General features: G+C 72.6%; 17 protein-coding genes and 1 pseudogene. 6 read left to right on the plus strand and 12 right to left on the minus strand.

The features are described from left to right. From PUR61_RS12005 to crtI, 6 genes are all read right to left on the minus strand, one after another. A partial coding sequence (locus tag PUR61_RS12005; RefSeq protein WP_329878694.1) for an FAD-dependent oxidoreductase occupies positions 1-1,066 on the minus strand: 1,066 nt, incomplete at its 3' end. Then, positions 1,063-1,782, minus strand: a complete 720-nt coding sequence (locus tag PUR61_RS12010) for a class I SAM-dependent methyltransferase (protein WP_329878696.1) — start codon at positions 1,780-1,782, stop codon at positions 1,063-1,065. The genes PUR61_RS12010 and PUR61_RS12005, both read right to left, overlap by 4 nt. Continuing rightward, positions 1,779-2,990, minus strand: coding sequence for a lycopene cyclase family protein (locus PUR61_RS12015; protein ID WP_329878698.1), 1,212 nt, complete (start codon positions 2,988-2,990; stop codon positions 1,779-1,781). The genes PUR61_RS12010 and PUR61_RS12015 overlap by 4 nt, the downstream gene beginning before the upstream one ends. Beyond that, on the minus strand, positions 2,987-4,006 hold the full coding sequence (locus tag PUR61_RS12020; protein WP_329878700.1) for a DUF5914 domain-containing protein: 1,020 nt from the start codon (positions 4,004-4,006) through the stop codon (positions 2,987-2,989). Before PUR61_RS12020 ends, PUR61_RS12015 begins: the two co-directional genes overlap by 4 nt. 100 nt (positions 4,007-4,106) lie before the next feature. Then, positions 4,107-5,066 (minus strand): phytoene/squalene synthase family protein, encoded by a 960-nt coding sequence (locus PUR61_RS12025; protein ID WP_329878702.1) that lies wholly within the window; start codon positions 5,064-5,066, stop codon positions 4,107-4,109. Continuing rightward, positions 5,063-6,595 (minus strand): phytoene desaturase family protein, encoded by a 1,533-nt coding sequence (gene crtI, locus PUR61_RS12030; RefSeq protein WP_329878704.1) that lies wholly within the window; start codon positions 6,593-6,595, stop codon positions 5,063-5,065. Before crtI ends, PUR61_RS12025 begins: the two co-directional genes overlap by 4 nt. A gap of 859 nt (positions 6,596-7,454) precedes the next feature. Between crtI and PUR61_RS12035 the strand changes: the two genes are divergently transcribed. Together PUR61_RS12035 and PUR61_RS12040 are read left to right on the plus strand one after the other, a co-directional pair. Beyond that, a complete protein-coding gene (locus PUR61_RS12035) occupies positions 7,455-7,835 on the plus strand; it encodes a hypothetical protein (protein WP_329878706.1) in 381 nt (126 codons plus the stop codon). 391 nt (positions 7,836-8,226) lie between these two features. Next, positions 8,227-9,037: pseudogene (locus PUR61_RS12040) on the plus strand (helix-turn-helix domain-containing protein); the annotation flags it as partial. 1,075 nt (positions 9,038-10,112) lie between these two features. Here PUR61_RS12040 and PUR61_RS12045 read toward each other — a convergent pair. Then, entirely contained in the window at positions 10,113-10,628 is a 516-nt protein-coding gene (locus tag PUR61_RS12045) for a cupin domain-containing protein (RefSeq protein WP_329878708.1), read from the minus strand. A 141-nt stretch (positions 10,629-10,769) separates the two neighbouring features. On the opposite strand from PUR61_RS12045, the gene PUR61_RS12050 reads away from it, so the two are divergent. From PUR61_RS12050 to PUR61_RS12060, 3 genes are read left to right on the plus strand one after another with little or no spacing between them, the layout of a single operon-like run. Then, a complete protein-coding gene (locus PUR61_RS12050) occupies positions 10,770-11,000 on the plus strand; it encodes a hypothetical protein (RefSeq protein ID WP_329878710.1) in 231 nt (76 codons plus the stop codon). Positions 11,001-11,021: 21 nt separating this feature from the next. Continuing rightward, on the plus strand, positions 11,022-11,618 hold the full coding sequence (locus PUR61_RS12055; protein WP_329878712.1) for a hypothetical protein: 597 nt from the start codon (positions 11,022-11,024) through the stop codon (positions 11,616-11,618). Beyond that, positions 11,615-12,865 carry a PrsW family intramembrane metalloprotease gene (locus PUR61_RS12060; protein WP_329878714.1) on the plus strand — a complete coding sequence of 417 codons (1,251 nt, stop codon included), beginning with the start codon at positions 11,615-11,617 and terminating at the stop codon, positions 12,863-12,865. Before PUR61_RS12055 ends, PUR61_RS12060 begins: the two co-directional genes overlap by 4 nt. Before the next feature lie 1,277 nt (positions 12,866-14,142). Here PUR61_RS12060 and PUR61_RS12065 read toward each other — a convergent pair. From PUR61_RS12065 to PUR61_RS12085, 5 genes are all read right to left on the minus strand, one after another. Then, a complete protein-coding gene (locus PUR61_RS12065; RefSeq protein ID WP_329878716.1) occupies positions 14,143-15,207 on the minus strand; it encodes a 2-aminoethylphosphonate ABC transporter substrate-binding protein in 1,065 nt (354 codons plus the stop codon). A 105-nt stretch (positions 15,208-15,312) separates the two neighbouring features. Then, positions 15,313-16,110: an ABC transporter permease gene (locus PUR61_RS12070; RefSeq protein ID WP_329878718.1), complete on the minus strand. Its 798-nt coding sequence runs from the start codon at positions 16,108-16,110 to the stop codon at positions 15,313-15,315. Then, a complete protein-coding gene (locus PUR61_RS12075) occupies positions 16,097-16,990 on the minus strand; it encodes a 2-aminoethylphosphonate ABC transporter permease subunit (protein WP_329878720.1) in 894 nt (297 codons plus the stop codon). Before PUR61_RS12075 ends, PUR61_RS12070 begins: the two co-directional genes overlap by 14 nt. After that, positions 16,983-18,176, minus strand: coding sequence for an ABC transporter ATP-binding protein (locus PUR61_RS12080; protein ID WP_443035154.1), 1,194 nt, complete (start codon positions 18,174-18,176; stop codon positions 16,983-16,985). The genes PUR61_RS12075 and PUR61_RS12080 overlap by 8 nt, the downstream gene beginning before the upstream one ends. Positions 18,177-18,587: 411 nt before the next feature. After that, positions 18,588-19,709 (minus strand): TIGR03364 family FAD-dependent oxidoreductase, encoded by a 1,122-nt coding sequence (locus PUR61_RS12085; RefSeq protein ID WP_329878722.1) that lies wholly within the window; start codon positions 19,707-19,709, stop codon positions 18,588-18,590. Between the two features lie 1,019 nt (positions 19,710-20,728). Between PUR61_RS12085 and PUR61_RS12090 the strand changes: the two genes are divergently transcribed. Beyond that, complete coding sequence (locus PUR61_RS12090) at positions 20,729-22,732, plus strand: family 20 glycosylhydrolase (RefSeq protein WP_329878725.1); 2,004 nt, start codon at positions 20,729-20,731, stop codon at positions 22,730-22,732. The last annotated feature ends 1,026 nt before the right edge of the window (positions 22,733-23,758 follow it).

A 23,758-nucleotide genomic window follows, 5' to 3' on the forward strand; every position in this document is an offset into this window, starting at 1 on the left:
CGGACGTGCCGAGGAATCCGGCCCGGTCGGGGCGGGCAGGCCGGTCGATCCAGTGGCGGCTGACGAGGAAGGGCGGAGCCTGGCGCACGGCGGCGGCGCAGGCCCGCAGCTCGTGGTCGTCGAGCAGGGGGGACCGCTCCACCAGGGTCCGCAGGCCCGCGGGGTCGGTGGCGAGGACGACGGCGTCGAAGGCCTCGGCGCCGTCGTCGAGGTCGAGGTCGAAGCCGCCGTCGGGACGCGGCGCGACGGCGCGAACGGCGGTGGCGGTGTGCACCTGGACGGACAGTGCGGCCAGCCGGTCGGCGAGCGGGTTCCACAGGGCTTGCGGGAAGGGTTCGTTGACGACGTCGAACAGGAGGCCCTCGGAGGAGCCGAGAAAGTAGATGTGGAACATGAGGGCGAGTTCGGCGGCCGAGAGTGTCTCGGGGGCGCTGAAGAAGCTGCGTGAGAAGACCTCGAAGGCGAGGTGGCGAGCTTTGGGCGGGAAGTTGACGGCCGCGAGGAACTCGGCGGCGCTGGAGGTGTCGAGCGCGTGGTAGACGTCGGGGACGCGGACGTCGAACAGCGGGCGGGCGCGGCGGGCGTCGATGCGCGCCAGGTCGGTCAGCCGGAAGGTGGGGCTTCGCAGGGCGAAGAGGAGGGCGTTCCACGGCGGTGTGCGCGGGAGCCCGGCGAAGCGGTCGGTCCCCCCGGTGCTGCTGTGCAGCGGGTAGTCGGGTAGGGCGGTGAGGAAGCCGAGTGCGGGGTCGATCCGGCGCAGGAGGGCACGGAGGTTGTAGTACTGACGGAAGAAGGCGTGGAACCCGCGGTTCATCGTGACGGTGGTGCCGTCGGCGAGGGTGGTGTCCCAGCCTGCGAGTCTGCCGCCGAGGTGCGGGCCGCGTTCGTAGAGGTTGACGGCGATGCCGCGCTCGGCGAGTGCGACGGCGGCTGTCAGGCCCGCGATGCCGCCTCCGACGACGGCGGCGCGCGGCGGCGGGGATCCCGCGCGGGCCGCGCCGTGGTGGGCGGGCCACAGGACAGCGCGGGTGTCGCGGGCGCCGGGCGGCAGGGGTCTGCGGGTCACGGGTGCTCCGGCGGCCGGACGGCGGTCAGGGTGTGGACGACGCCGGCCTGCCACCCGGTGGCCGGGTGGACCCGGACGTCGGTGAATCCCGCGCGCTCGATCCGGGCCGCCAGTGCGTGCGCGGTGTCGAACCCGAGCACGCTGCGGCGCAGGTGGCGGTAGAGCCTCGGTCCGCCCGCGCCCACCGTGCCGAGGGGGATGACGATGCCCCAGCACAGGGCGTTCCAGAGGACGCGGTCGACGGTGCGTCCGCGCAGGGTGTAGTCGTGGACGACGAGGGGGCCGCCGGGGCGCAGGACCTGGCGGATGCGGTCCAGCACGTGGTCGGGGTCGGCGGTGTTGCGCAGGAGGTAGGCGGCGAGGACGGCGTCGTAGGGGCCCTGCACCGGTGGCCGCCCGAGGTCCTCGGCCCGGGCCTCGACGAATTCGACCCGCGGGGGCCAGGGTTTCGCGCGGGCGTGCTCCAGCATGCCGGCGGACGCGTCCGCGGCGGTGACGACGGCGCCTGGGTCTGCTGTGGTGACAGCCAGGGTGGAAGCGCCGGTGCCGCAGCCGAGGTCCAGGATGCGTCGGGGGGTTGCGCCGGCCGGTCCCAGGAGTGCTGCGGCCGAGGCGAGTTGGCGGTGGTAGCCGGGGCTGAGGGCGGTGAGGCGGTCGTAGTTCCCGCAGGCGCGGTTGAAGGCGTCGTTCAGCGCGGGGCCGTGCAGGACGGTCATCGGTGCTCCGGGGCGTGGGCGGCGGGCCCTCGGCGGGCGCGGTGGAGCGCGATGTCCAGGCAGGAGCGCAGCATCGGTGCGAGCGGGCTGTGCAGGCCGATGGCGAGTTCCTGGCGGGCGGTCGAGGCGCCGTCGAGGAAGCGCAGCACGGTCTCGGCGGGGTTGGCGCGGAAGAGTGTGGTGAAGAAGTCGGGGCCGATGCGGCCCTGGTCGAGGGCGCGGAGGAGCACGGCGTCCAGGGCCAGGTGGCGGCGCGGGTGGGGGCGCGGTGGTACGGGTGGCTTTCCGTCGAGCAGGTACCGTGCCGCGGCGTCTGCCTGGCGCCGGCTGGCGGCGAAGCTGTATCCGGTCGAGGGCCGGGTGGCGCCGCCGCTGGTGCCGATCCTGATGTGGTGGGGGCTTTCGCGGCGAGGGTAGGTGGCGTCCGTCATCGGGACGACGCCGTGTTCGACGGCGTCGATCCGGTAGCCGGTGGTGCCGATCCGGTCGCGCAGGTAGCCGCGCAGGGCCGGGTCGTAGGCGGGCTCGGGCCAGGTGCGCCGGCTGAAGACCGTGTACTCGACCAGGGCGCGGCACTCGTCCAGCGGCAGGATGTAGCCGAAGGCGAGCCCTGCGGCCGGCTGGGGGACGCGGAAGTCCATCAGCAGGGGGACGTGCGGGTCGAAGGCGGGCCGGTCGGTGGTGACGAACCAGCCCCGGAAGTGCTGGAGCAGGGCGGTCCGCGCATTCGGCCGCGGTGGTCTGGGCCGTGAGTCGAGGACCCAGCGGGCGCGCAGGGTGCGGGTGGCGGCGCCGGTGTCGACGGGGACGAGAATGCGGGCGGGCGTGTCGAAGACCTCCCCGGCGACCCCGGTGACGTGCCGGAAGTTGGGGCAGCGGTCCAGGCGCCGGTGGACGGCTCGGCGGAAGGTCTCGGAGTCGAGCATCTTGTAGCGCTGGCGTCCCAGGGCGTGCCGGGTGAGTGTGCCGTCGGTGGAGCAGAGGGCTGCGCTGTCCCAACTGGCGGTCAGCAGGCCGTCGTAGGGGCCGCCCGCCGGTTCCCAGAAGCACCAGGTGCGCGGGGCCGGGCGACGGCTGTCCCCGTCGGAGGGTTCGACGAGTGCGACGGTGGGTGCGGCCGGGCCTGCGGTGGCGAGCCGGTGGGCGAAGGTGAGGCCGGCCGCTCCGGCACCGATGACGACGATGTCGACGCCGTCCGGCCCGCTCACCGGGGGTCCGTCCGGGTGCGCAGCAGGTGGCGTCGTTCGGCGTAGGCGATGTCGTCGCGCCACAGACGGGCCGCGGTGCGGCGGACGGCCGGGCGGACGAGGGGGGCGAGGGCGCGGGCGAGGGCGAAGCCGCGTCGGCCGGAGGCGGCCACGACGGCTTCGGTGACGATGCTGCGGGCCGGCCGGTCCGGGCCGCGCAGGGGAGTGGCGTGCGTCTCCACGACACTGCCGGTTCCTTCGCCGCTGATGATCTCCATGACGACGGTGCGCGGTCCCGGGGCGGTGAATGCGGCGGTGACGGGGACGGCGAGGCGCCGGCCCAGACGGAATTCCACCTCGACGAGGAAGCGGTCCGTGTCGGCGGGGGTGTCGCGGGGCAGGTCGGCGGGCGGGCTCTCGCTGACCCGCAGGGCGCCGAACGCGTAGGGGTGGAACCAGGCGCCGTGCCAGGGGTCGAGTCGGTTGGCGAGGATGTCGCGGGGTTCGCACCTGCCGGCGACGCAGGTGACGGTGGTGAGCGCCGTCCGCGGGTCGGGGCGGTGGGTGCGTGGCGGAAGGGGTGTGGGGTCCTCCCCGCCGATGCTGTCCAGGCGCACCCACAGGAGCGCGCCGTCGTCGTGGCAGGGGTGGGTGCGCCAGGCCGGTGTGCCGGCTGGTCCGAGCCGCATCCCGTGCCAGTGGCAGACGAGGTCGGCGCCGTCCACGGGGCCGCCGCACAGGGGTGCTCCGAGGTGCGGGCAGGCGCCGGGCCCGGCGTGGACGTCACCGCCGGTCGCGCGCCATACGACGAGTTCGCGGCCGGCCACGTACCGGGCCGCCGACCGGCCCGGCCGAAGGGTGCTGCTCGCCCCGAGGACGTACCAGTTGCCGGTGGGGCGGGCGCTCGCGCGGACGACGGCCGCCTGGATGACCGCAGGGCGGGCCTGCTCCCAGGTGGGACTCTGGTCGAGCCAGCGTTCGCGTCGGCGCCTGCGCACGGGGAGGAGGCCGGTCGGGGGCGGGCGGTGCTCGGTCACGTGGTCGTCTTTCCTCCGGGGAGTGGTGCGGTGTCCGGCGCCGTGCCGGGGCTCGGGCCGCGGCCGCGTACCAGGGGGCCGTTCCCGCGGTCCCCGCCCATCAGCGGCCCCCGCGCCGTGCGGCCGCTGCGCCGAACCGTGCGACAGCGGCCCCGGCCGCACCGCGGGCCGCCACGGCCGCGCGGCGGCCGCGCGACACGCAGACCCGCCGGTGGAGGACCACCTCGACCCCGTGGCGTTCGACCTCGTCGAGGATCCGGCGGTAGAGCACCAGGGCCGCCGCCACACACGGGCGGGAGGCGGGGGCCAGTATCGGCACGCCCAGGGAGGCGTACCGGTAGAGGCCCCGGGTGTGCGCGATGCGCTCGCGCAGGGCGGCGGCCACCCGTGCGCTGCCGCGCCCGGTCCGTCGGCACCACATCAGCAGGTCGCGGTCGACCCCGTGCGACGCCAGTTGGTCGGCGGGCAGGTAGATCCGGCCGCGGTCGAGGTCCTCGCCGACGTCGCGGATGAAGTTGGTGATCTGGAAGGCCGTCCCCAGCCCGGCGGCGTGCGGCGCCGCCCGCTCCTGGGGGCCGACCGTGCGAAGGACCGGCAGGCACTGCAGGCCGATCACGGCCGCCGATCCGTGGACGTACGTCATCAGTTCCTGGAAGGTCGGGTACTCCTCGACGTGGAGGTCCATCCGCATGGAGGCGAGGAAGTCCGTGAAGTGCCGCCGCCCGATGCCGTAGCGGCGGGCGGTGTCGACCACGGCGTCGACCACGGGGTGCCCCCCTCGGCCGTCCTGCCACGCCGTGCCGAATCGGCGCTCCAGTTCGTCGAGCGCGGCGGCGCGCGCCGTGAGGCCCCCGGGGACTCCCGGATCGTCGACGATGTCGTCGGCCCAGCGGGCGAACCCGTACAGGGCGTGCACGGCGGGGCGCTGCGCGGGTGACAGCAGCCGGGTCGCCAGGAAGTAGGTCCTGCCGTGACGGGCGTTCAACCGTCGGCACTCCTCGTAGGCCAGCCGCAGGTCCCGGTCGGACACCCCCGCCCTGTCCAGTTCCCGGGCGCTCACCGGCCGCCGCCCGTCGCCGCGGCGCGCGCGGACAGGCCGGCGCGCCTGCGCGGAACACCCGTGACCCGGGCGGCGGCCAGCTTCCCGGACAGCAGCACCGTCGGTACGCCCACGCCCGGTGTGGTCCCGCAGCCGGCCAGCACCACGTTCTCCTCCCCCGCGACGAGGTTGCGCGGCCGGAACGGCCCGGTCTGACGGAGGGTGTGCGCGGCTGAGAAGGGCGTCCCGGCGGCGAGGCCCGACCGCTGCCAGTCCGCCGGCGTCACTAGCCGTTCGTACTCGATGGCGTCCCCGAAGCCGTCCATGCCACGCCTCTCCAGCTCCGCGACCACCTGGTCCCGGTAGCGCGGTGCGATCCGGTGCCAGTCCATCGGGCCCTGCTCCAGGTTCGGGCAGGGCGCCAGCACGTAGTGCAGGTGGCGCCCGGGCGGAGCCAGCGACGGGTCCGTCACCGTCGGGTTGGTGATCAGCAGCGAGGGGTCGCTCATCAGCCGTCCCGTCCGGGTCAGTTCCGTGAACGTCGAGCGCCAGGCCCGGCCGAACGACAGGGTGTGGTGCGCCGACTGCTCCCACCGCCGGTCGGTCCCCGCGTGCAGCACGAACGCCGACGGTGCCCACCGCAGACGGGCCACCCGCCGCGGCGCCCGGCCCAGCAGCCGGTAGGCAGCGGGCAGGTCGACCGTGAGCACCAGCGCGTCGCAGGCGATCCGCTCGCCCGTGACCGTCCTGACCGCCGTCACCCGCCCCGACGGGCCGCGCTCCAGCAGGCCGACCCCGTCCCCGTAGCGCAGCCGCGCGCCGGCCGCCGCCGCGGTGTGCGCCATGGCCTGCGCGACGCTGTGCATGCCGCCGCGCGGGAAGTGGACCCCCGCCACCGTGTCCATGTACGCGATGACGGCATACGCCGCGAGAGCCCGGCCCGGTGCCACCCCCGCGTACAGCGACTGGAAGGAGAACACCCGCTGCAGCCGCTCGTCGTGCAGGAACGACGCGACCTTCGGCCCGAGCCGGCCGAAGCCGCCCAGTGCCGCCAGGCGCGCCAGGTCCGCGCCGAGCAGGTCCAGCGGGGAGTCGAAGTTGGCGTCGATGAAGCTGCGCATCTGCACCCGGTAGAGGTCCTCCATCCACCGGCGCAGCCGGCGGTACCCCAGGACCTCCCGCTCGCCGGCGAACCTCCGTACCTGCTCCTCCATCAACTCCGGTTCGCTGTGGACGTCGAGGGTGGAGCCGTCCGCGAACGCCGCCCGGTAGGCGGGGCTGAGCGGCACCAGCTCGATCCGCTCCGCCAACGACCCGCCCGCCGCCGACAACGCCTCGTCCAGGATCTCGGGCATGGTCAGCACCGTGGGGCCGGTGTCGATGCGGTAGCCGCCCGCGTCGAGCCGCCCGGCCCTCCCGCCCGGCCCGCCGTCGCGTTCGACGACGGTCACCCGCCGCCCGGCGCCGAGCAGGTGCAGCGCCGCGGACAGTCCCGACAGTCCCGCGCCCACGACGACGACATGGTCGGTGCGGCCCGTCACGGTGCCCATCGCGCCCCTCCCTCCGTTCGGGAACCGACGCCGACCAGTGGGCGCCTGCGCCGCGCCGCCGCGTCGATCAGGTCGTCGTGGACGACGGCGCACGCCTGGACCGGTTCCGTCGACGTCGCCGGCCGGACCATCACTCCCCTGTCGGGGCCTCTGCCGGTCGCACCGACGGCCCGCCCCCCGGACCGGACCAGCCGGGCCCGGGTCCGCCTGCCGCCGCGCGGCGCGAACCCCCCGACGTGGTCGGAGCAGGCCCGGCCGGACCCGGATCCGCGGGCGGTGTTCGGAGAGCGCCCGCAGCCCGGCGCAGCCGTGAGGACGACCCGCAGTCCCGCCCCGAACCCGACCGCACTGCTGTCGGGCCGGTCGTAGGCGCCAGCTGGTCCGCCCGTCTGTCGCACCCGGCCGCTCTCCGTCCTCGTCGTGGGCGAGGCCGGACGTCTGAACGCGGCCCTCGACTGCCAGTGTCCGGAGCTTCGCGGCCACGCCCCGGCGCCACACGCATCGCGTGCACCGGTCCACCCGTCCGGCCCCGGCCGGAGGCGCGGACCGCTCCGTGCATCCGGCCGGCCCGCCGAGCCGCCCGACCCTCACAGACGCGGCATGCGGCAACGGCCGCGCTCCGCCGCGAACGGGGGGTGTCGAGCGACACATCGGACGGCGCCGCAGCCGAGGTGAGGCGGCAGACCTCCGTCGATACGGACGTTCAGGCGCCGGCCGTGTGATTCCGGCGCCCCAGGCTGGGCACCCGCCGAGCATGGACGGATCCACGCAGCCGTTGCACGACGCCCGACCCCGCCGCCCCGGGGTGCGCGGCCCGAGCAGGGCGCGCGCCGCCGAACCCGACGGTGGAGCGCCCTCGGTGAGCAGCGCCACGGTGGAGGCGCTGGGGGTCCTCTCGAAGGCGCTGGAATGCACCGAGCAGGCCCGCGGCCACCTGTACGCGGTCCACCAGATGACCGGCGCCGCCGACCGGATGCTCACCGACGGGGTGCGCATGCTGCGCGAGGCCGGGCACAGCGCCCACGCCGACCTGGTGGAACGCGAGCTCGTCGGCCGCGACGTCCTACCGGGCATGTGGACCTTTCAGGTCGTCGAAGCCTACGACCGGACCTACTACGACGTGTTCACCGCCGTCGAGGAAGAGGTCCGCCACGACCTCGCCGCCGGCCGCCGCCATCTCGCCGAGGCCCGGATGCGGCAGGACCGCCACACCCTGCGCCACGAGAACGGCGAGTCCTAGCCACACCCGGCCCGCAGCGGCGCGGCACCCGCCATGAGGGTCCGGCTCCCCCCGGGCGGGGCGATGGCAGCGACCTCGTTCGGCGTCCGGCACCCGCAGACCTTCGAGGCCGCCGTCCCGACCGGCGGCCACGTCCAACGTTGCCGCATCGGTGACCGTGCGGACGGCGCCGACGACGCTGCGGCCGGCGCCAGGGCGGCGGCGGAGGGCACGATCCTGGCCGTTGCTGACGCCGGTGCTCGGCATGGTCCTCGCCGTGTGGGTCACGCCTGCTCGTCCTTGTACAGGACGAGGTGCTCGTGGAAGAGCACACCGTCGGGGGCCAGGGCGGGGCGTGCCCGGGTGCGGCGCACCCAGGCACGCGGGGAGGGGAGCGGCTTAGCCTGCTGGGGTGACCAGCAACGATGTCGGGGACTTCCTGCGCGCCCACCGCGCCCGCCTGCGGCCCGACGACGTCGGGCTCGCCTCCTACGGCGCGCGCCGGGTGGCGGGGCTGCGGCGGGAGGAGGTCGCCGTCTCGGCCGGGATGAACAGCGACTACTACGCCCGTCTCGAACAGAGCCGCGAGCGCAGCCCCTCCTCCCAGATCCTGGAGTCCATCAGCGGCGCGCTACGGATGGACGACCAGGCGCGGGAGCACATGTTCCGGCTGGCCGGCACCACGCCGGACGGTGAACGCCCTCAGCCACGGGGGGCGGTGAGCCCCGCGCTGCGGCAGCTGCTGGACGGGCACCCGGGCGCCCCGGCGTTCGTCCTGAACCCGGCCGGCGGCTTCCTGGCCTCCAACGCGCTCGCCGACGCCCTGTTCTCACCGTTCGGGCGCGTGGACAACATGGCCCGCATGACGTTCCTCGACCCGGCAGCCCGGAGTTTCTTCACAGTGGGGGCGGGCGGCCTAGGCGGTCGTGGCCGCGCTGCGCCACGCCACCGGCCTGGACCCGCACTACCGGCGCCTGCACGATCTCGTCGCAGCCTTGGCCGCGGAGAGCGAGGAGTTCGCCGCCCTGTGGGCCTCGCACACCGTGTACGGCAAGACCCGGGACGGCAAGGAGCTGTTGCACCCTGCCGTCGGCCCCCTCGACCTCACGTACCAGACCTTCGACGTCCGCGGCGCCCCGGGCCAGCAGCTGGTGATGTACCACGCCGAACCCGGCAGCCCCAGCGCCCACGCACTGGCCCTGCTGGGCAGCCTCCACGCGACCCCGGTGTCGGGGTCCATGGTGACGATGGTCGCGCCGGTGAACAGGATGCGCCGCTTCAGGTCGGCGGATCGGCGCTGGAGCTGTTCGAGAACGGCAGGGCTGTTGGTACCGGAGGCGGTCAAGGGGAAGTCCTGTTCGTCATGCCGGGGCGACGGGCCCAGCAGGGTGAGCGAAACCCCAGCTTCGGACCGGCCGACTGCGGCAACGAGGCCGCCGTCTGCCCAGGTGCAGCACACCCGGCCTCACCTCACCCCTGCGCCCCGCGACGTGCGGAAGCCACCTGACCGCCCTCGTGCTCAGGAACCGGAAGCCGGTCAGCCGGGCCCGCCTGCTCAGCAACGCCGTCGCCGACTCCGTTACCTGGACCGACGACCAGGCCACCGCGGGACAGGGGCGGACACACAGCCGGGCCACACCCCATCCCTCGGGGAGCGCGGCCCAGCCGCGTGCTTGCCGCAGCGTCCCGAAGATCAGGGCAGGACGCCGGTCGGCTGCGGGGGTCCAGAGGCTGTCGCCGCCCCGCACGAGCGACGATAGGCGCGCGTATCGCGGGGGCGCACGGGCCGTCCGGGGTCCGGGCGGTAACCTCGCGCCGCGTGGCGGCCCCATGACCAGCGGATTCGCCCACCCCGCCGTCCGGGCCGCGCGCGGCGGGAGCGGCAGGGACCGGGAACCAGGCAGGGACCGCCCGTGGTGCTGTCGATCCGACCCGGGCGGCCGGACGTGGCCCGGCCCACACAGTGCTCATTGCCCAGTTCAGCCGGGCACGGACCGGGCGGACCAGGAGGCGCCCCGGTCAGGCCGGCCTCCCGCACGGTGCGCACATTCGAGAGGAACCGCCGGACGGACAGGATGAGCGAACGAACACGCCGGATCGTCGCGACGCCGGGCGTCCTCGGCGGCGTCGCCTGCGCCGCCGCCGCAGCGGTCGCCGGCCTGTTCGTCCTGCTCACCGCGGTGCAGTTCGACTCCTGCGACGGTCCCGCGATCATGCCGGAGGAGTGGTTCCGCGAGCCGGCCGGTCGGACAGCCGAAGCCGGTGCCGGCCGTGTTCGCCGGAATCGCGGAGACCAGGTCACCGGGGAGGAGGGCCGGTTCGGTCCGGTCGGCAGTAGCGGTGGACGAGTTCGGCATGGCCCGGGAAGCGGGTCACGAGGTCGTGGGCCCGGCCGAGGGTCATGTCGGCGTAGTCGAACCCGGGCACGACGGCCTCGCTGATCAGGGCGTGGTCCCCGGCGGTGAGGTGGGAGGCCTTCCACACACCTCCCGGCACGGCGAGGGTGAGGAGGTGCCCCCGGCCGGGGTCCTGGCCGAGGACGGCGGTGGTGTGGCGGCCGTCCGGATGGAGCAGGTGGTAGGTGACCGGTTCGCCGTGATGGTGGAAGTGCAGGATGTCGGACTTGTTCAGGTGCCAGTGTCCGACCGGCGACCAGTGGGTGAGCAGGTAGTGGATGGAGGTCACCGTGTAGCGGTCGCCGCCGGGTGCCGGGACCTGGGGGCGGTGGTCCGCCTGGAAGGTCCGCCGGAAGTACCCGCCCTCCACGTGGGCTTCCAGGCCGAGGGCGTCGATCCAATGGTGTGCCGTGAACACCGGCTCCTCCTGCGGTCGTCCTGTGCGGCTTAGGCATGCCCGAAATCCGATCGATCACACGTTCGGGAAGTGGCAGACCGGTAGTCAACTCACGCTTCGCCTGTGGGATCAACGGTCAGGCGGCCAGGCGGCGCGGCCGGCGTGGAAATCGTGGACCTCCTCGATGACGCGGTCGGCCTGGTGGTCGGGGCCTCCGAGGTTCTTGCGGGTGGCAACGGCGGGGAGGGCGTGTATGTCGGCCGTCAGCCCGTCCATGTGGACGATCACGCTTCACGTACGCCCGGCGGAATCCACACCTGCGGGCGCGAGGTCGAGGCATTAGGGCTTTTTTGGTCGTTTCGAGTATTCTTTTCAGTCTTTGCGATCATTTGAGGTTTCCTAGGAGGAATTTTCATGGCCATCGGTCAACCGCCGGTTCCGGCGGTGTTGCCGGCGATACCCCGGCGGGAGCGGTACAGGACGCTGGGCGGTTCCTTCCTGGTGCTGGCCCTCGTGTTCGCCTACGTGGGGTTCTGGACGATCTGGGACGAGCACACCTCCGGCAAGGAGGAGGTGCGGCCCGGCACGGTGATCACCGTCTCCGACCACGTCTCCTTCGTTCCGGCGGGCGGCTGGTCGCTGGAGCGCGCTGAGACCACCCCGGGGCAGCGTGCGGTGGTGACCGGCAAGTCCAGTGCGTTCGTCGTCTCGACGGCGGAGTGGATGGGCACCCTGGAGGAGCAGACCGCCAGGGAGAAGAAGATCCTCCGAGCCGACGGAAAGGTCCACCTGTACGGCAACGACCAGTCCTTCCACACCGGCAACGGCCTGACCGGTGTGAAGTTCTCCTACTTCACCTCCGGCATCGAGGGCACCATGTGGATCGCCTACGACCCCGGAGCGAAGACCGTGGTCACCCTCAACGGGCAGAGCGCATCCGGCACGCTGCCCGCCGCGGCGGGCGAGTTCCAGCAGATGGTCGACAGCGTCACGACAGGGGACCGGGCATGAGCACACTGCACCAGCCGTTCACCCCGCACCGCCGACTGAGCGCCGCGGCCCTGGTCGACGAACGCGCCCCACTCGGCGTGGACGGGTTCTTCCAGCCCCGCCGCGCCGCCTTCTGGCTCTACGTGTTCTTCCTCGCCAACGGCGTCTTCTCGATGGTGTCCAACTTCACCCTCGGATTCCGCATCGTGCCGGCGGCCGTGGTGTTCGCCACCCTGCTCTGGACGCTGTACGCGGTCCCGTTCCTGCTCTTCTTCCGCTCGCTCGACCTCTTCGAGCAGCACCCTCCGCTCGGCTTCGCCATGGCCTTCGGCTGGGGCGGCTTCGCGGCCTGCTACCTGGCACTCCCGGTCAACTCCGCCGTCCAGTCGCTGTCCGCCAAGCTCTTCGGCCCGCAGTTCACCGCCGAGTGGGGCCCCGCGCTGGCCGGGCCGATCAACGAGGAACTCCTCAAGCTGCTCGGCGTCGTCGTACTGATCATGATCGCCCGGACCCAGTTCCGCACGATCCTGTCCGTCGTGGCCGTCGGCGCGATGATCGGCCTGGGCTTCCAGATCGTGGAGGACCTCCTCTACTCGGTCAACACCGCGATCCAGTTCCCCTACGCCAACCAGATCGCCCCGGTCGGGCTGATGTTCCTGGTACGCGGCGTGATCACCGGCATCTGGAGCCACGCCCTCTACACCTCGGTCGCCGCCTTCGGCATCGGATACTTCGTCACCCGCCGCCACGAACCCCTGGTCCGGCGCACCGCCGTCGCCGTCGGCGCGTTCGCCCTGGCCTGGTCCATGCACTTCTTCTGGAATTCCCCCTGGCTGCAGGACATCGGAGGCGGTGGCGTGGGCGGCATCGTCGTCCTCTCGCTGGTCAAGGGCCTGCCGATCCTCGCCGTCGGCTACCTGCTGTGGAAGCTCGCCGGACGCGAGGAGGGCACCCAGATCCGCACTGTCGCCGACCACTACCTCGACGACGACCTCATGACCCCCGAGGAACGCGACGCCCTCGGGTCCCTGCACGCACGCCGCCACCTGCGCAGGCACATGAAGAAGATCCACGGCCGCAAGGCCGCCCGCACCCTCCACCGGCTCCAGCGCGCCCAGCTTCACCTGATCCGCGTCTGCGAGGAGAACGGCACCGGCCTCCCCGCCGCCCGCGCCGCCCAGGACGTCACCTCCCTGCGCGCCGACCTCGCCGCCACCACCCACACGCCCGCCACGACCGGGGCAGCCGCGGCCACGAACGCCGGGTAGTCCCCCGGCGCCGGCCTCCCTCAAGGACATGGTCAGGACACGGCGATCACGCCCCTCCCGGCAGGCCCGTTCCGGTGTTCGTGAGAAGTCCGATCAGGCCTCACGCCCCCGGCGGCAGCGGACACACGCGGTGCCCGGACCGCCGCCACCACCGACCCGGAACACCGCTGCCGCCGGTCGCCCCGCCATGGCGCCGGGGCGCGGGCGCCGGTCCGTCTCCGTCCGGACCGGAGACTACCTTCCTCTCGAACACCGACAAATCTATGTTGGCCAGAGTAGACATTGCCAGGGGACGTGGCTACTGTTTCTCTCGTAGACAGCAGTCAGCGGGACCCTCCAGACACGAACTGGCGGGAAGCAGTACGGAAGTTCGCAGGTCGGAACGGTTGCGTGGCCCTGAAGCCAAGGACAGCGGAGTACGGCGACAGGACCGGTGACCGGGCCGGGTGGCCCGCAGTGATCAGGGGCCATCACCCAGCGGTACCGCTGGAGAAGCATGCGCAGGACGAGCAGGTGAAATCGAGTCGCAGTCACCCGTGGTTGCGGGACGCAGTACCCCAGTAAAGGCGCCGGGCTGCGGGCGCGCGTGCTGGGTGGTCCGGGCAGTGGGGTTCCAAGCCATGCGGTACGAGCAGGGCAGGCGAGGGGCCGGCTGCCGGAGAAGGTGGGCCGGTACGGCCGCCGGAGCAGGACCGACGCAGTTCGCAGGTTGTCCGGTGAAGTAGAGGAAGAGACGGAGGGCGCACACGCCATCAGGATCGCCCGACCCGTGAGATGAGTTTTCTCGTCCGGGCGGACACCGCAGACCCCTCAACGTACGAAGGACGGTGGTTTCCGGTCACGCATACGCGATCCCCGCAGTGCTCCTCCCCCGAGGAGCCGCGGACACAAGGACCGGCCCAGCGCCGGTAGATGGTCAGCTGTTTCCCCTTCGGGGCCCCGGAGCGCAAGTCGGCACCGGGGCCCCTCCCGCGCCCCCGACCCCCAGGACCCACACCCTCCCCACGCCCCTCCCCGTCCGGCGTGTGAACAACCACCAGGCCATCGTGTACTTCTGCGACACCACCACCGAGACCGGCCCGGCACGGCTCTCCGTAGTTCTCTACTGAGCCGCCGGAACGCACTGATGGTGGGCCGCACGGCCGGCGGCCCACCATCGTTCGAGAAGGTGGACAGCTCCCGGCTCACCGGGGTGCGAGTCGCGATCGAGGCCGCCGCGAGTGCCGTGACGTTCGGGCCCACCGCCTTCGATCACTCCTCCCTTGCCCGGGTGGTCGTCAGCTCCCGGTGGCCCGGCTCCAGGCGTCCGTGTAGCTCTTGAGGTTGGTGTCGATGTCCTTCCAGTCGGGCGTGAAGATGTCGACGTCCTTCAGCAGTGCGGCGAGCCTGGCCGCGTCGTCCCCGGTCGCCGGAACGTCGCTGCGGGCCGGGAAGCCGCCGGCGACCGCACTCACCTGCTTCTGCACCGACTCGGTCAGCAGGAAGTCGAGCAGCATCCGGCCGGCGGCGGGGTGCGGGGCCGACTTCACCAGGCCGCCCGCGTAGGGCAGGGCGAAGGTCGAGGGCTTGCCGTCGGGACCTGCCAGGAAGAAGACGCCCTGGTTCGGCATCGACTTCGTGTCGGCGTAGTTCATCTGTACGTCGCCGTTGGCGACCAGCAGCTCCCCCTTGTCGACCTTGGCCGCCAGCGCGCCGGTCGACTTGGAGGGCCCCACGTTGTTCTTCTGGAGCTTCCGCAGGAAGTCGGCGGCCTCCCGGATGCCTCCGAAGTCGTGCATGGCCTTGATCAGCACGGCGGTTCCGTCACCTGCCACGCCGGGTGTCGAGTACTGGAGCTTGCCGTGGAACCTGGCGTCCAGCAGGTCGTTCCAGCTCTTGGGGGGCTCGGGCAGTTGCCTGGTGTTGTGGATGAAGCAGAGGTAGTTGTTGACCACCGTGGTCCAGGCGCCGTCGGCGTCCTTGTCGGCCGCGGGGACTTGGTCGGCCCCTGGCGGCCGGTAGGGGGTGATCAGGCCCTTGCCGACGGCCTGCTGGATGAACGGCGGCACCGTGACGATCACGTCCGCCTGGGTGTTGGACCTCTCCCGGAGCAGTCGCTGGACGATCTCGCCCGAGCCGCCCTCGACGTAGGTGACCCTGACGCCGGTCTTCGCGGTGAAGTCCTTGAACACCTTGTCGTAGAAGCCGCTGCCGTCGCCGGACTTGAGGCCGTCGGCACTGTAGACAGTGACCTCCGTGGAGCCCTGGCCGGCGGACGGGCCGCCGCCCGCGCACGCGGCCGACGATCCGGTGAGGGCCAGCACCACCGTGGCCGAGAGGACCGTTCTACGGAGTTCCTTCATGGCTTGTGACTCCTTGGGGTACGCGGCCGCACGGGGCCGTGGCGAGTCGGAGCAGGGAAGAGCAGCAGGGTGGAACAAGGGAGGGGCAGCGGGGTGGACGGGGCGTCAGCGGTACGGGGCCTTGGTCCGGAGCCGGGAGGAGCCGATCAGCACCACCAGCGTGCTGACCAGGAGGACCACGGCGAGGGCGGCGCCCGTGAAGACCGCGCCCCGGTCGGTGGCGGCGAAGATCCGTACCGGCAGTGGGAGCCAGCCCGGTGGGTACAGCATCATCGTGACGCTGAGCTCGCCCATCGAGAGGGCGAAGCACAGGCCGAACGCGGCGTTCAGCGAGGGCAGCAGGAGCGGGACGGTGATCCGCCGCAGCACGCGGGCGGGCCGGGCCCCGAGCCCGGCGGCGGCCTGTTCGAGGGCCGGGTCCAGCCGCGACGCGGCAGCCGCGACGGACTGGTAGGCGAAGGCGGTGACCCGGACGGCGTGGGCCACGATGACGATGGTGCTGGTGCCGTTGAGCAGCACCGGCGGGCGGCTGAACGCGACCAGGAGGCCGAGGCCCACCACCACCGAGGGCACCGCTACCGGCAGCATGAACAGGCCGTCCGTCACCCGGCGCAGGCGCGGCCCCGCGTTCCGGGCCGCCAGTGCCGCCCAGCCGCCGACCGCCAGCGCCACCACGCTGGCGATCCCGGCGGTGGCGAGGCTGGTGAACAGCGCGTCCCGGGATTCCCCGTGCGCCGCGTCCGCGTAGTGGGCCGTGGTGAAGGCGGACGGCAGGACCCCGCTCCACCCCTGGGCGAAGGAGGCGGTCAGGACCGTGAGGAAGGGCAGGGCGAACAGCGGCACGGCCAGGAGGAGGAAAGCTCCGCAGACCAGGGCGCGGCCGAGTCGGCTAGGCACCAGCACGGCTGCCTCCCCTCTCCCGCCGGCCCCGTACGCAGAGCCGGTAGACGCCGTAGAGCGCCACCGACAGCAGGACGTTGACCATCGCGATGACACAGGCCGCCGGGTAGTCGGACTGCAGGATGGCCCGGCTGTAGACGAGCGTCGGCAGCGTCGAGACGCCCTTGGCCCCGGTGAACAGGACGATCCCGAACTCGTTGAGACACATCACCAGGGCCAGGCTCCCGCCCGCCGCGAGCGAGGGCAGGGCCTCGGGCAGGATCACCTGGCGCACGATCCGCCACGGGCGGGCACCCAGCGAGGAGGCGGTCTCGATCTGGGCGGCATCCACCTGGGAGAACGCCGCGAGCAGCGGGCGCATCACGAAGGGCGTGAAGTAGGTGACCTCGGCGAGCAGGACACCCCACGGGGTCGCGAGGAAGGCTATCGGGGTGCCCTGAGCACCCGTCAGGCCCGTCAGGAGGCCGTTGGCCATGCCTGCGGAGCCGTAGATGAACACCAGCGCCAGCGCGATCAGGAACGACGGGAACGCGAGGAAGGTGTCGATGAAGCGGCCGAAGGCGCGGGCCCCGGGAAACGGTACGAAGGCGATCACCAGGGCCAGGAAGAACCCGAGTGCGAGGCAGCCCGCCGTCGCGCCCGAGGCGATCCAGACCGTGTTCCACAGCGCGGCGCGAAAGGCGGCCGAGGCCAGGACCTCCCGCCAGGGTTCCACGGAGTGGCCGCCGCCGTCCGGTGCGAAGGACTGCAGGGCGACGAGCGCCAGCGGGTAGAGGAAGGCGAATCCCAGTGCGGCCAGAGGTGGGAGGAGCCACACCCCGGGGCGGAGGGTCCTGACGCGACCCGCGCGGGCGGGTGTCCCGCCGAGCACCGCGCTAGCCATCGGCGCCGCCCCGGGCGGGGGTGGAGAGACGGCCGGCGCCGTCCGGCGGCGTACCCAGCAGGATCGCGTCCTCGACGTCGAAGCCGAGCACGACGGACTCGCCGGGGCCGACCGGGACCTGTGGTCCGGCGAGGTCGGCGACGACCCGGCGACCGGCCGGGAGGTCGACCAGCAGCCGGTGAGTAGCCCCGCGCCACTGCACGTCGGCAACGACTCCGTGCAGCAGGTTGGCGGCGTCGGACGCGCGGACGATCCGCAGCAGGTGCGGGCGGAGGCACAGGGTGGCCGCCCGCCCGGCCGGCAGCGGGATCGTCGCGGTGGCGCGCAGCGGCGTGCCGTCCAGGCGGACCGGTGTGCCCTGCGGGCCGCCACCCGCCTCCACGATCACCGGCAGCAGGTTGGCGCCGCCGACGAACGAGGCGGTGAAGGTGTCGCGGGGGCGGCGGTAGAGCTGCTGCGGCGTGCCGCAGTCCACCAGTCGGGCGTCCTTCATGACCGCGATACGGTCCGCCAGGGTCAGCGCCTCGATCTGGTCGTGCGTCACGTACAGCATGCTGACGTCGGGCAGTTCGCGGTGCAGGCGTGCGAGTTCGGTCAGCATGTCGGAGCGGAGCCTGGCGTCGAGCGCGGACAGCGGTTCGTCCAGCAGGAGCACGTCCGGGCGGATCGCGAGCGCCCGGGCGATGGCCACCCGCTGCTGCTGGCCACCGGACAGCTCGCGCGGGTAGCGCGCGGCGTAGGAGGCCATACCGGTCAGTTCCAGTGCCTCGGACACCCGGCCCGGGATCTCCCGGCGGGCGACCTTGCGCGCCTTCAGGCCGAAGGCGACGTTCTGGTCGACCCGCATGTGGGGGAAGAGCGCGTAGTGCTGCACCACCATGCCGATGCCGCGCTCGTACGGCGGCAGACCCGTGACGTCGCGTCCGCCGAGGTACACCCGGCCCCCGACGGGTGCGGTGAAACCGGCGACGGTCCGCAGCGCGGTGGTCTTGCCGGAGCCGCTCGGGCCGAGCAGCGCCACCACCTCGCCGGGGCCGACGGAGAGGGTGAAGCCGTCCAGGACCACGGTGCCGTGGTAGGCCACCGTGACGTCCTGGAAGTCGATGCCGGACCGGCGGTGCGGCCTGGGGTCGGAAGGGGGTGCGGCGGATCGGTCCGCTGTCCGCGAGGGTGTTCGAGCGGCCACGGTGCTGGGTTCCTCTCGGGTCGTGGGCGGGTCGTGGGCGGGGTGGGCAGGCCGGGTGCTCGGGCGCGCAGGACGCCGGGCAGGACGGCGATCGAGGGCCGCGCGGGGAGGGCGCCGCTCCTCGGGCTCGCGGTGCGCCCCGGCGCAGGCGGGGATCTCACTCCCGCCCGTGGTGGCGCGCACGCCGTCCAGCACGGCGACGCGCTCGGCGCTGCCGTCGGCGACGCGCGGGAAGGTCTGGCTCGGCCGGGCCGCCCTCGGCGGCAGTGGTGCCGGCCGTGTCCGGGACGACCGGACGCACGGGCCGGGGTCAGTGGGTCATGACAGCTCCGCCCGACCGCGGGTCCGCCTTTCCGGCGCGACGGGCGGGAGCGACGGGCGGGACCGGTGAGCGGGACGGTCCGGCCGGCGTCAGAGACCGAGCAGGTCGGCGGTGGTCTCGGCGATGGCCGGTGAGCAGGTCATGCCCCGGCCGCCGGGGCCGGTGACCAGCCAGACGCCGTCGCGCACCTGCTGGCGGTGGACGACCCGGGTGGCGTCCGCGCACTGCGCGTACACGCCGGCCCAGCGGCGCCGGATCGGGGGCAGTGCGCGGCCCAGGACGGATTCGACGAGGCCGGCGAGGTAGGCGTAGGAGTCCTCGACGACGTCGAAGCCGAACGGCTGGTCGTAGGCGTGCGTGTCACCGATGGTCAGCCCGCCGTCGCGGCGCTGGACCATCAGCAGTTGCATCCGGTGCCGGGCGGCGGTCGGGTCCTGGGGCTGCCCGAGGTTGAGGGCGTCCAGCGCCGGGCCGACGAAGCCCGGGTAGTAGCGGAAGCTGTCCCCGTCCGCGACCGAGGTGGTGAGCTGCTCCCCCAGCGGGTCCGTCTGCATCATCTGCAGCCTGACCCGGCGGACCGGCAGGTCGGGGACGAGTTCGCGCACCAGGCCGCCGAGGTGGGCTCCGGTGCACAGGACGACCGCGTCGCCGTAGTGCACCTCGCCGTGGTCGTCGCGCACCGCGTGCGCGCCGACGACCGCGCGCACCTCCCGTCCGGGCAGGAAGCTGTACCGGCCACTGGCCCGTAGGGCCGCGCGAAGCGCGAGCTGGGCGGTGCGCGGCTCGACCGCGCCGTCCCGCGCGCAGTGCAGGGCCGCGAGGAACTCCCCGCGCAGAGCCGGGTTCAGGGCACGCGCCTCGGCGGGATCCAACAGGGTGAAACCGCGGGCCGCGGCCCCGGCACCCCATGCCGCGTCCTCGGCGACCGCCAGCTCCGCCTCGGTCCGCACCAGGGTGAGTGAACCGTTCGCCCGGAAGCCCAGTTCCGGGACGCTTGCGCCGATCTCCCCCCAGATCTGCCTCGCCCGCTGGGCGACCGCCAGCTCCTCGCCCTCGGCCCTGCCGCTTACCCAGACCAGGCCGAAGTTGCGTACCGAGGCGCCCCTGGCCTCGGCCTCGCGCTCGATGTGGACCACCCGATGACCGCGCTTGATCGCGTGCCAGGCGTGCATGGTTCCCAGAACGCCTGCGCCGATGACTATGACTCGCATAGCCGGAACGGTGTCCCGGACGCGTTACACGCTCAGTTCGGTTCTGTGAACGGAAGGTGACATCAGATAACGGGACCAGACCGGTTATCGTTTCGTTAACACTGGCCTCAATGGACACTCAGAGCGGCCGTGCCGCCGAACCGTGGTCGCGGTCGGGCGGCACAGCCGCTCAGGACGTGGTCAGGGGCAGATCGGTGGCGTGGCGCTCGCATACGCGGTGCAGACGGTGCAGGCACCGTCGCCGGAGGCGAGGGGCACGCCGATCGCGCCCTGGCCGTCCACGGGAACCCGTCGAGGTCGAAGGTCCGGGCACCAGTGACCTTCCGGGAGATCTGCGCGAGGGTCACCGCCGACCGTGGGATGGAAGTACCACTCCTGCCCGGCCTTCGCGCGGCAACTGGAGGCGAGCAGATGGGCGACATCAGCTGATCCGGTCGCGGACGCGGGGCACCCGAGGCCGGCCTGCGGCGCCGAAGGCCACACCGAAGCAACGCCAACGCCACGCCAACGCCACGCCGTCGTCGTCGCCCTCTGGCCGGAATCATCTGGATTTGGTCCAGTCCACCGGGCGGACCGCGCCTGCGCGGCAGACCGTTCGGCCGGGCCCCCGGGGCAGCGCTGTTCGACGAGCGTCGGCGACGGAGCACGCCCGCCGGTGTTGACCTATGTCGCCTCCGAGGTGCACGGCAGGACGCCAACCCGGGATCTCGGCACCGGAGGTTCCATCGAACGTCAACGATTGTGCGCAGTCATGCACAATCCAGCCGAGTTCCAATCAACTCTTGACCCTTTTACCGGCTGTGCGTTGCACTGGTATCAGCTCACCTCTACCCCTCTGCCCCTCTGCACCTGCGCCGGGGCTGTCGGGGTCCGTGTCGGCGCCCCGTCCCGCCCGACAGACCGGCGTCGGTGAGATCGCCCGGGACCGGGCCTTCAGCACGGCCGCCCGCTCCGGCTCGCCCGACGCCTCCGCTCCCTCATACCCCCGGGTATCCCCGCCTGTCCTTCTGGAGCTCCCCATGAGACTGCTCAGGCTGTTGACCGTGGCCGTCTGTACCGCGGCGGCCCTCGTCCTACCCGGTTCGGCGTTCGCCGGAAACGCCGCCACCACCGCCACCACTGCCACCGCCGGCACCGCCGGCACCACCGCAGCCGCGCCGCCGCAGACCGTACCCGCACTGCGCCAGTGGACGGCCGACGCCGGCTCGTACACCTTCGGCACCGGGAGTCGGATCGTCCTCGACCCCGCCCACAGCGGCGAACTCGCCGACGACGCGGCCACCTTCGCCGACGACCTCGGTCAGCTCGCGGGCCGCAGCATCCCGGTGGCCGTCGGCACCGCCGGCGCGGGAGACATCGCCCTCGCCCTCGGCGACGACTCACTGCCCGCCGGGGGCTACCGGCTGACCGTCGCCGCGTCGATCACCGTCCGGGCCGGAACCACCACCGGCGCGTTCAACGGCACCCGCACGATCCTCCAGTTGCTCCACCAGTCGGCCACCGTACCGGCCGGGACCGCGGTCGACTGGCCGACCAAGACCGAACGCGGGCTGATGATCGACCAGGGCCGGAAGTTCTTCACCGTCGACTGGGTGAAGCAGCACATCAAGGAACTGGCCTACCTCAAGCTCAACTACTTCCACTTCCACCTGTCGGACACCCACGGCTTCCGCCTGGAAAGCTCCACCCACCCGGAGATCGTCTCCGCCGACCACTACTCCAAGCAGGACATCGCCGACCTCGTCGCCCTCGGGCAGAGGTACCACATCACCATCGTCCCCGAGATCGACACCCCCGGGCACATGAACCCGATCCTCGCCGCCCACCCCGAACTCGCCCTGCGCAACAGCTCCGGCACGGCCGACCCCGCATTCATCGACCTCTCGAAGCCCGAGGCCTACACGCTGATCAAGGACCTGATCAACGAGTACCTGCCGCTGTTCCCCGCCCCCTACTGGCACATCGGCGCCGACGAGTACGTCGACGACTACAGCCGCTACCCCCAGCTGCTGGCCTACGCCCGCGCCCACTACGGCGCGAACGCGACCGCCAAGGACACCTACTACGGCTTCGTCAACTGGTCCGACGCCCTGGTGCGGGCCGCCGGCAAGACCACCCGGATGTGGAACGACGGCATCAAGGCCGGTGACGGCACCATCGCCCCCAACCCCGACATCCTGGTCGAGTACTGGTACGACTACGGCCTCACCCCCCAGCAACTGGCCGCCGCCGGGCACCGGGTCGCCAACGAGTCCTGGACCCCGACCTACTACGTGCTCGGCGGCGCCAAGCCCAACACCAGGTGGATGTACGAGACCTGGACACCCGACCTCTTCCAGGGCGGCCGGACCCTCACCGACCCGACCAGGAACCCCGGCTCACTGATCCACGTCTGGTGCGACAACCCCAACGCCGAGACCGAGGACCAGATCGCCGCCGGCATCATGTACCCGCTCCGCGGACTCGCCCAACAGACTTGGGGATCAGCCAAGTTGACGGCCACCTACGCGTCCTTCATCCCGATCGCCGCCGCCGTCGGCCACAACCCCGCCTGGCCCGGCACCGCCCAGCCCGGCAACCTGGCGCGCAACCGGCCGACCACCGCCTCCAGCACCGAGACCGCCGACTTCCCCGCCGCCCACGCCACCGACGGCGACAGCACCACCCGCTGGTCGAGCACCTACGGCGACCCGCAGTGGCTCCAGGTCGACCTCGGCTCGACCCACACGGTCAACCGGGTCGTGCTGCGCTGGGAAACCGCGTACGGCAAGGACTTCCACATCCAGGTGTCCGACGACGGCGCCACCTGGCGCACCATCCAGACCACCACCGCCGCGACCGGAGGCGTCCAGGACCTCACCGGCCTGACCGGCTCCGGCCGCTACCTCCGGATGTACGGCACCGCACGCGGCACCGGCTGGGGCTACTCGCTGTACGAGATCGAGGTCTACGGCGGCCCGCCCAGCGGTACCCGCGCACCCACCGCGGACGCCGCGACGACGGGCACCCCGGCATCCGGCTGAGCACACCGGCCCGGTCGTGCCGTCGGCCCGTGCTCCCCTGCCCGATGAGCGGCGGAGCACGGGCCTACGCTCCGAGTCCGGCCGCTCGATCGACACCGTCGCCAACACCGGGCGGTACCTGCGAGCCGGACGATCCGCCTCGCCGGAGTGCGCCGGCGCCACCTCTCCATCACCCCGTGTCCGCCGATCGAATCACCACCCCATATTCCCCCACCCCGCGCCCGGATACCGAACGGGTGCGTCTCGGTGTCACATCCCACATCCGACCCGGTGACTGCCGAAATCCCTCCCGGACGCGCCACCGAATCATCGGGCGTGCCGACGCGAAAATCTCGCCCTTGGATGTCCGAATTCGCCAGGTATTCTGCCGGGCACCTCCTCGAACCCCGTGGAGCCCGTACATGCGCGCACCCGACATCTCCCCCGCCCCGCGGCCGGCCGCCTACCTGTGCAGCCCCCCTCGACCACGCCCACCCCTCCCCCTGGGGCCACGGTCCCGGCCCCGGTTCGAGACCCTCGTACTCGCCGTCGTCGACGGCACGCACCGGCTCCTGCTGATACCGGGGCCCTGGGTCTTCTCCGGCGGCGACGGGCGTGACAGCCTGTCGATCCGGGGCGGGGCGTCGCCGTGATGCCGCCGCGCCGGGGGCACGGAGCATCGGCCTCCACTTACCCCCGGAGGCGCACCGCTCCCCGGGCACCGGACATTCCGAACTTGCACCGGACCGATTTTGAAGAGTTCTCCGCGTCCGGCCTGCGATAAACCGTCAACTATTCCTTATAGGGCGCATAACCGGATCGGGGGTTCCTCCCGACCCGGCCCCGCCACCACCCTGGTGTTTCAGAAAGACGCAAGCCACGCTACAGACGCGCCAAGGAGCCTTTGTGACCACCGGGAATTTCACCGTCAACGGCAGGACGTACGCCAGGCCCGCAAACCCGGTCGTCGTCATCTGCATCGACGGCAGCGAGCCGGACTACCACATCGAGGCGATGGCGGCCGGTCGGATGCCCTGGCTGAGCAAG

This window comes from Streptomyces sp. BE20, from assembly GCF_036322525.1.
In the GTDB taxonomy this organism is placed as follows: Bacteria; Actinomycetota; Actinomycetes; order Streptomycetales; family Streptomycetaceae; genus Kitasatospora.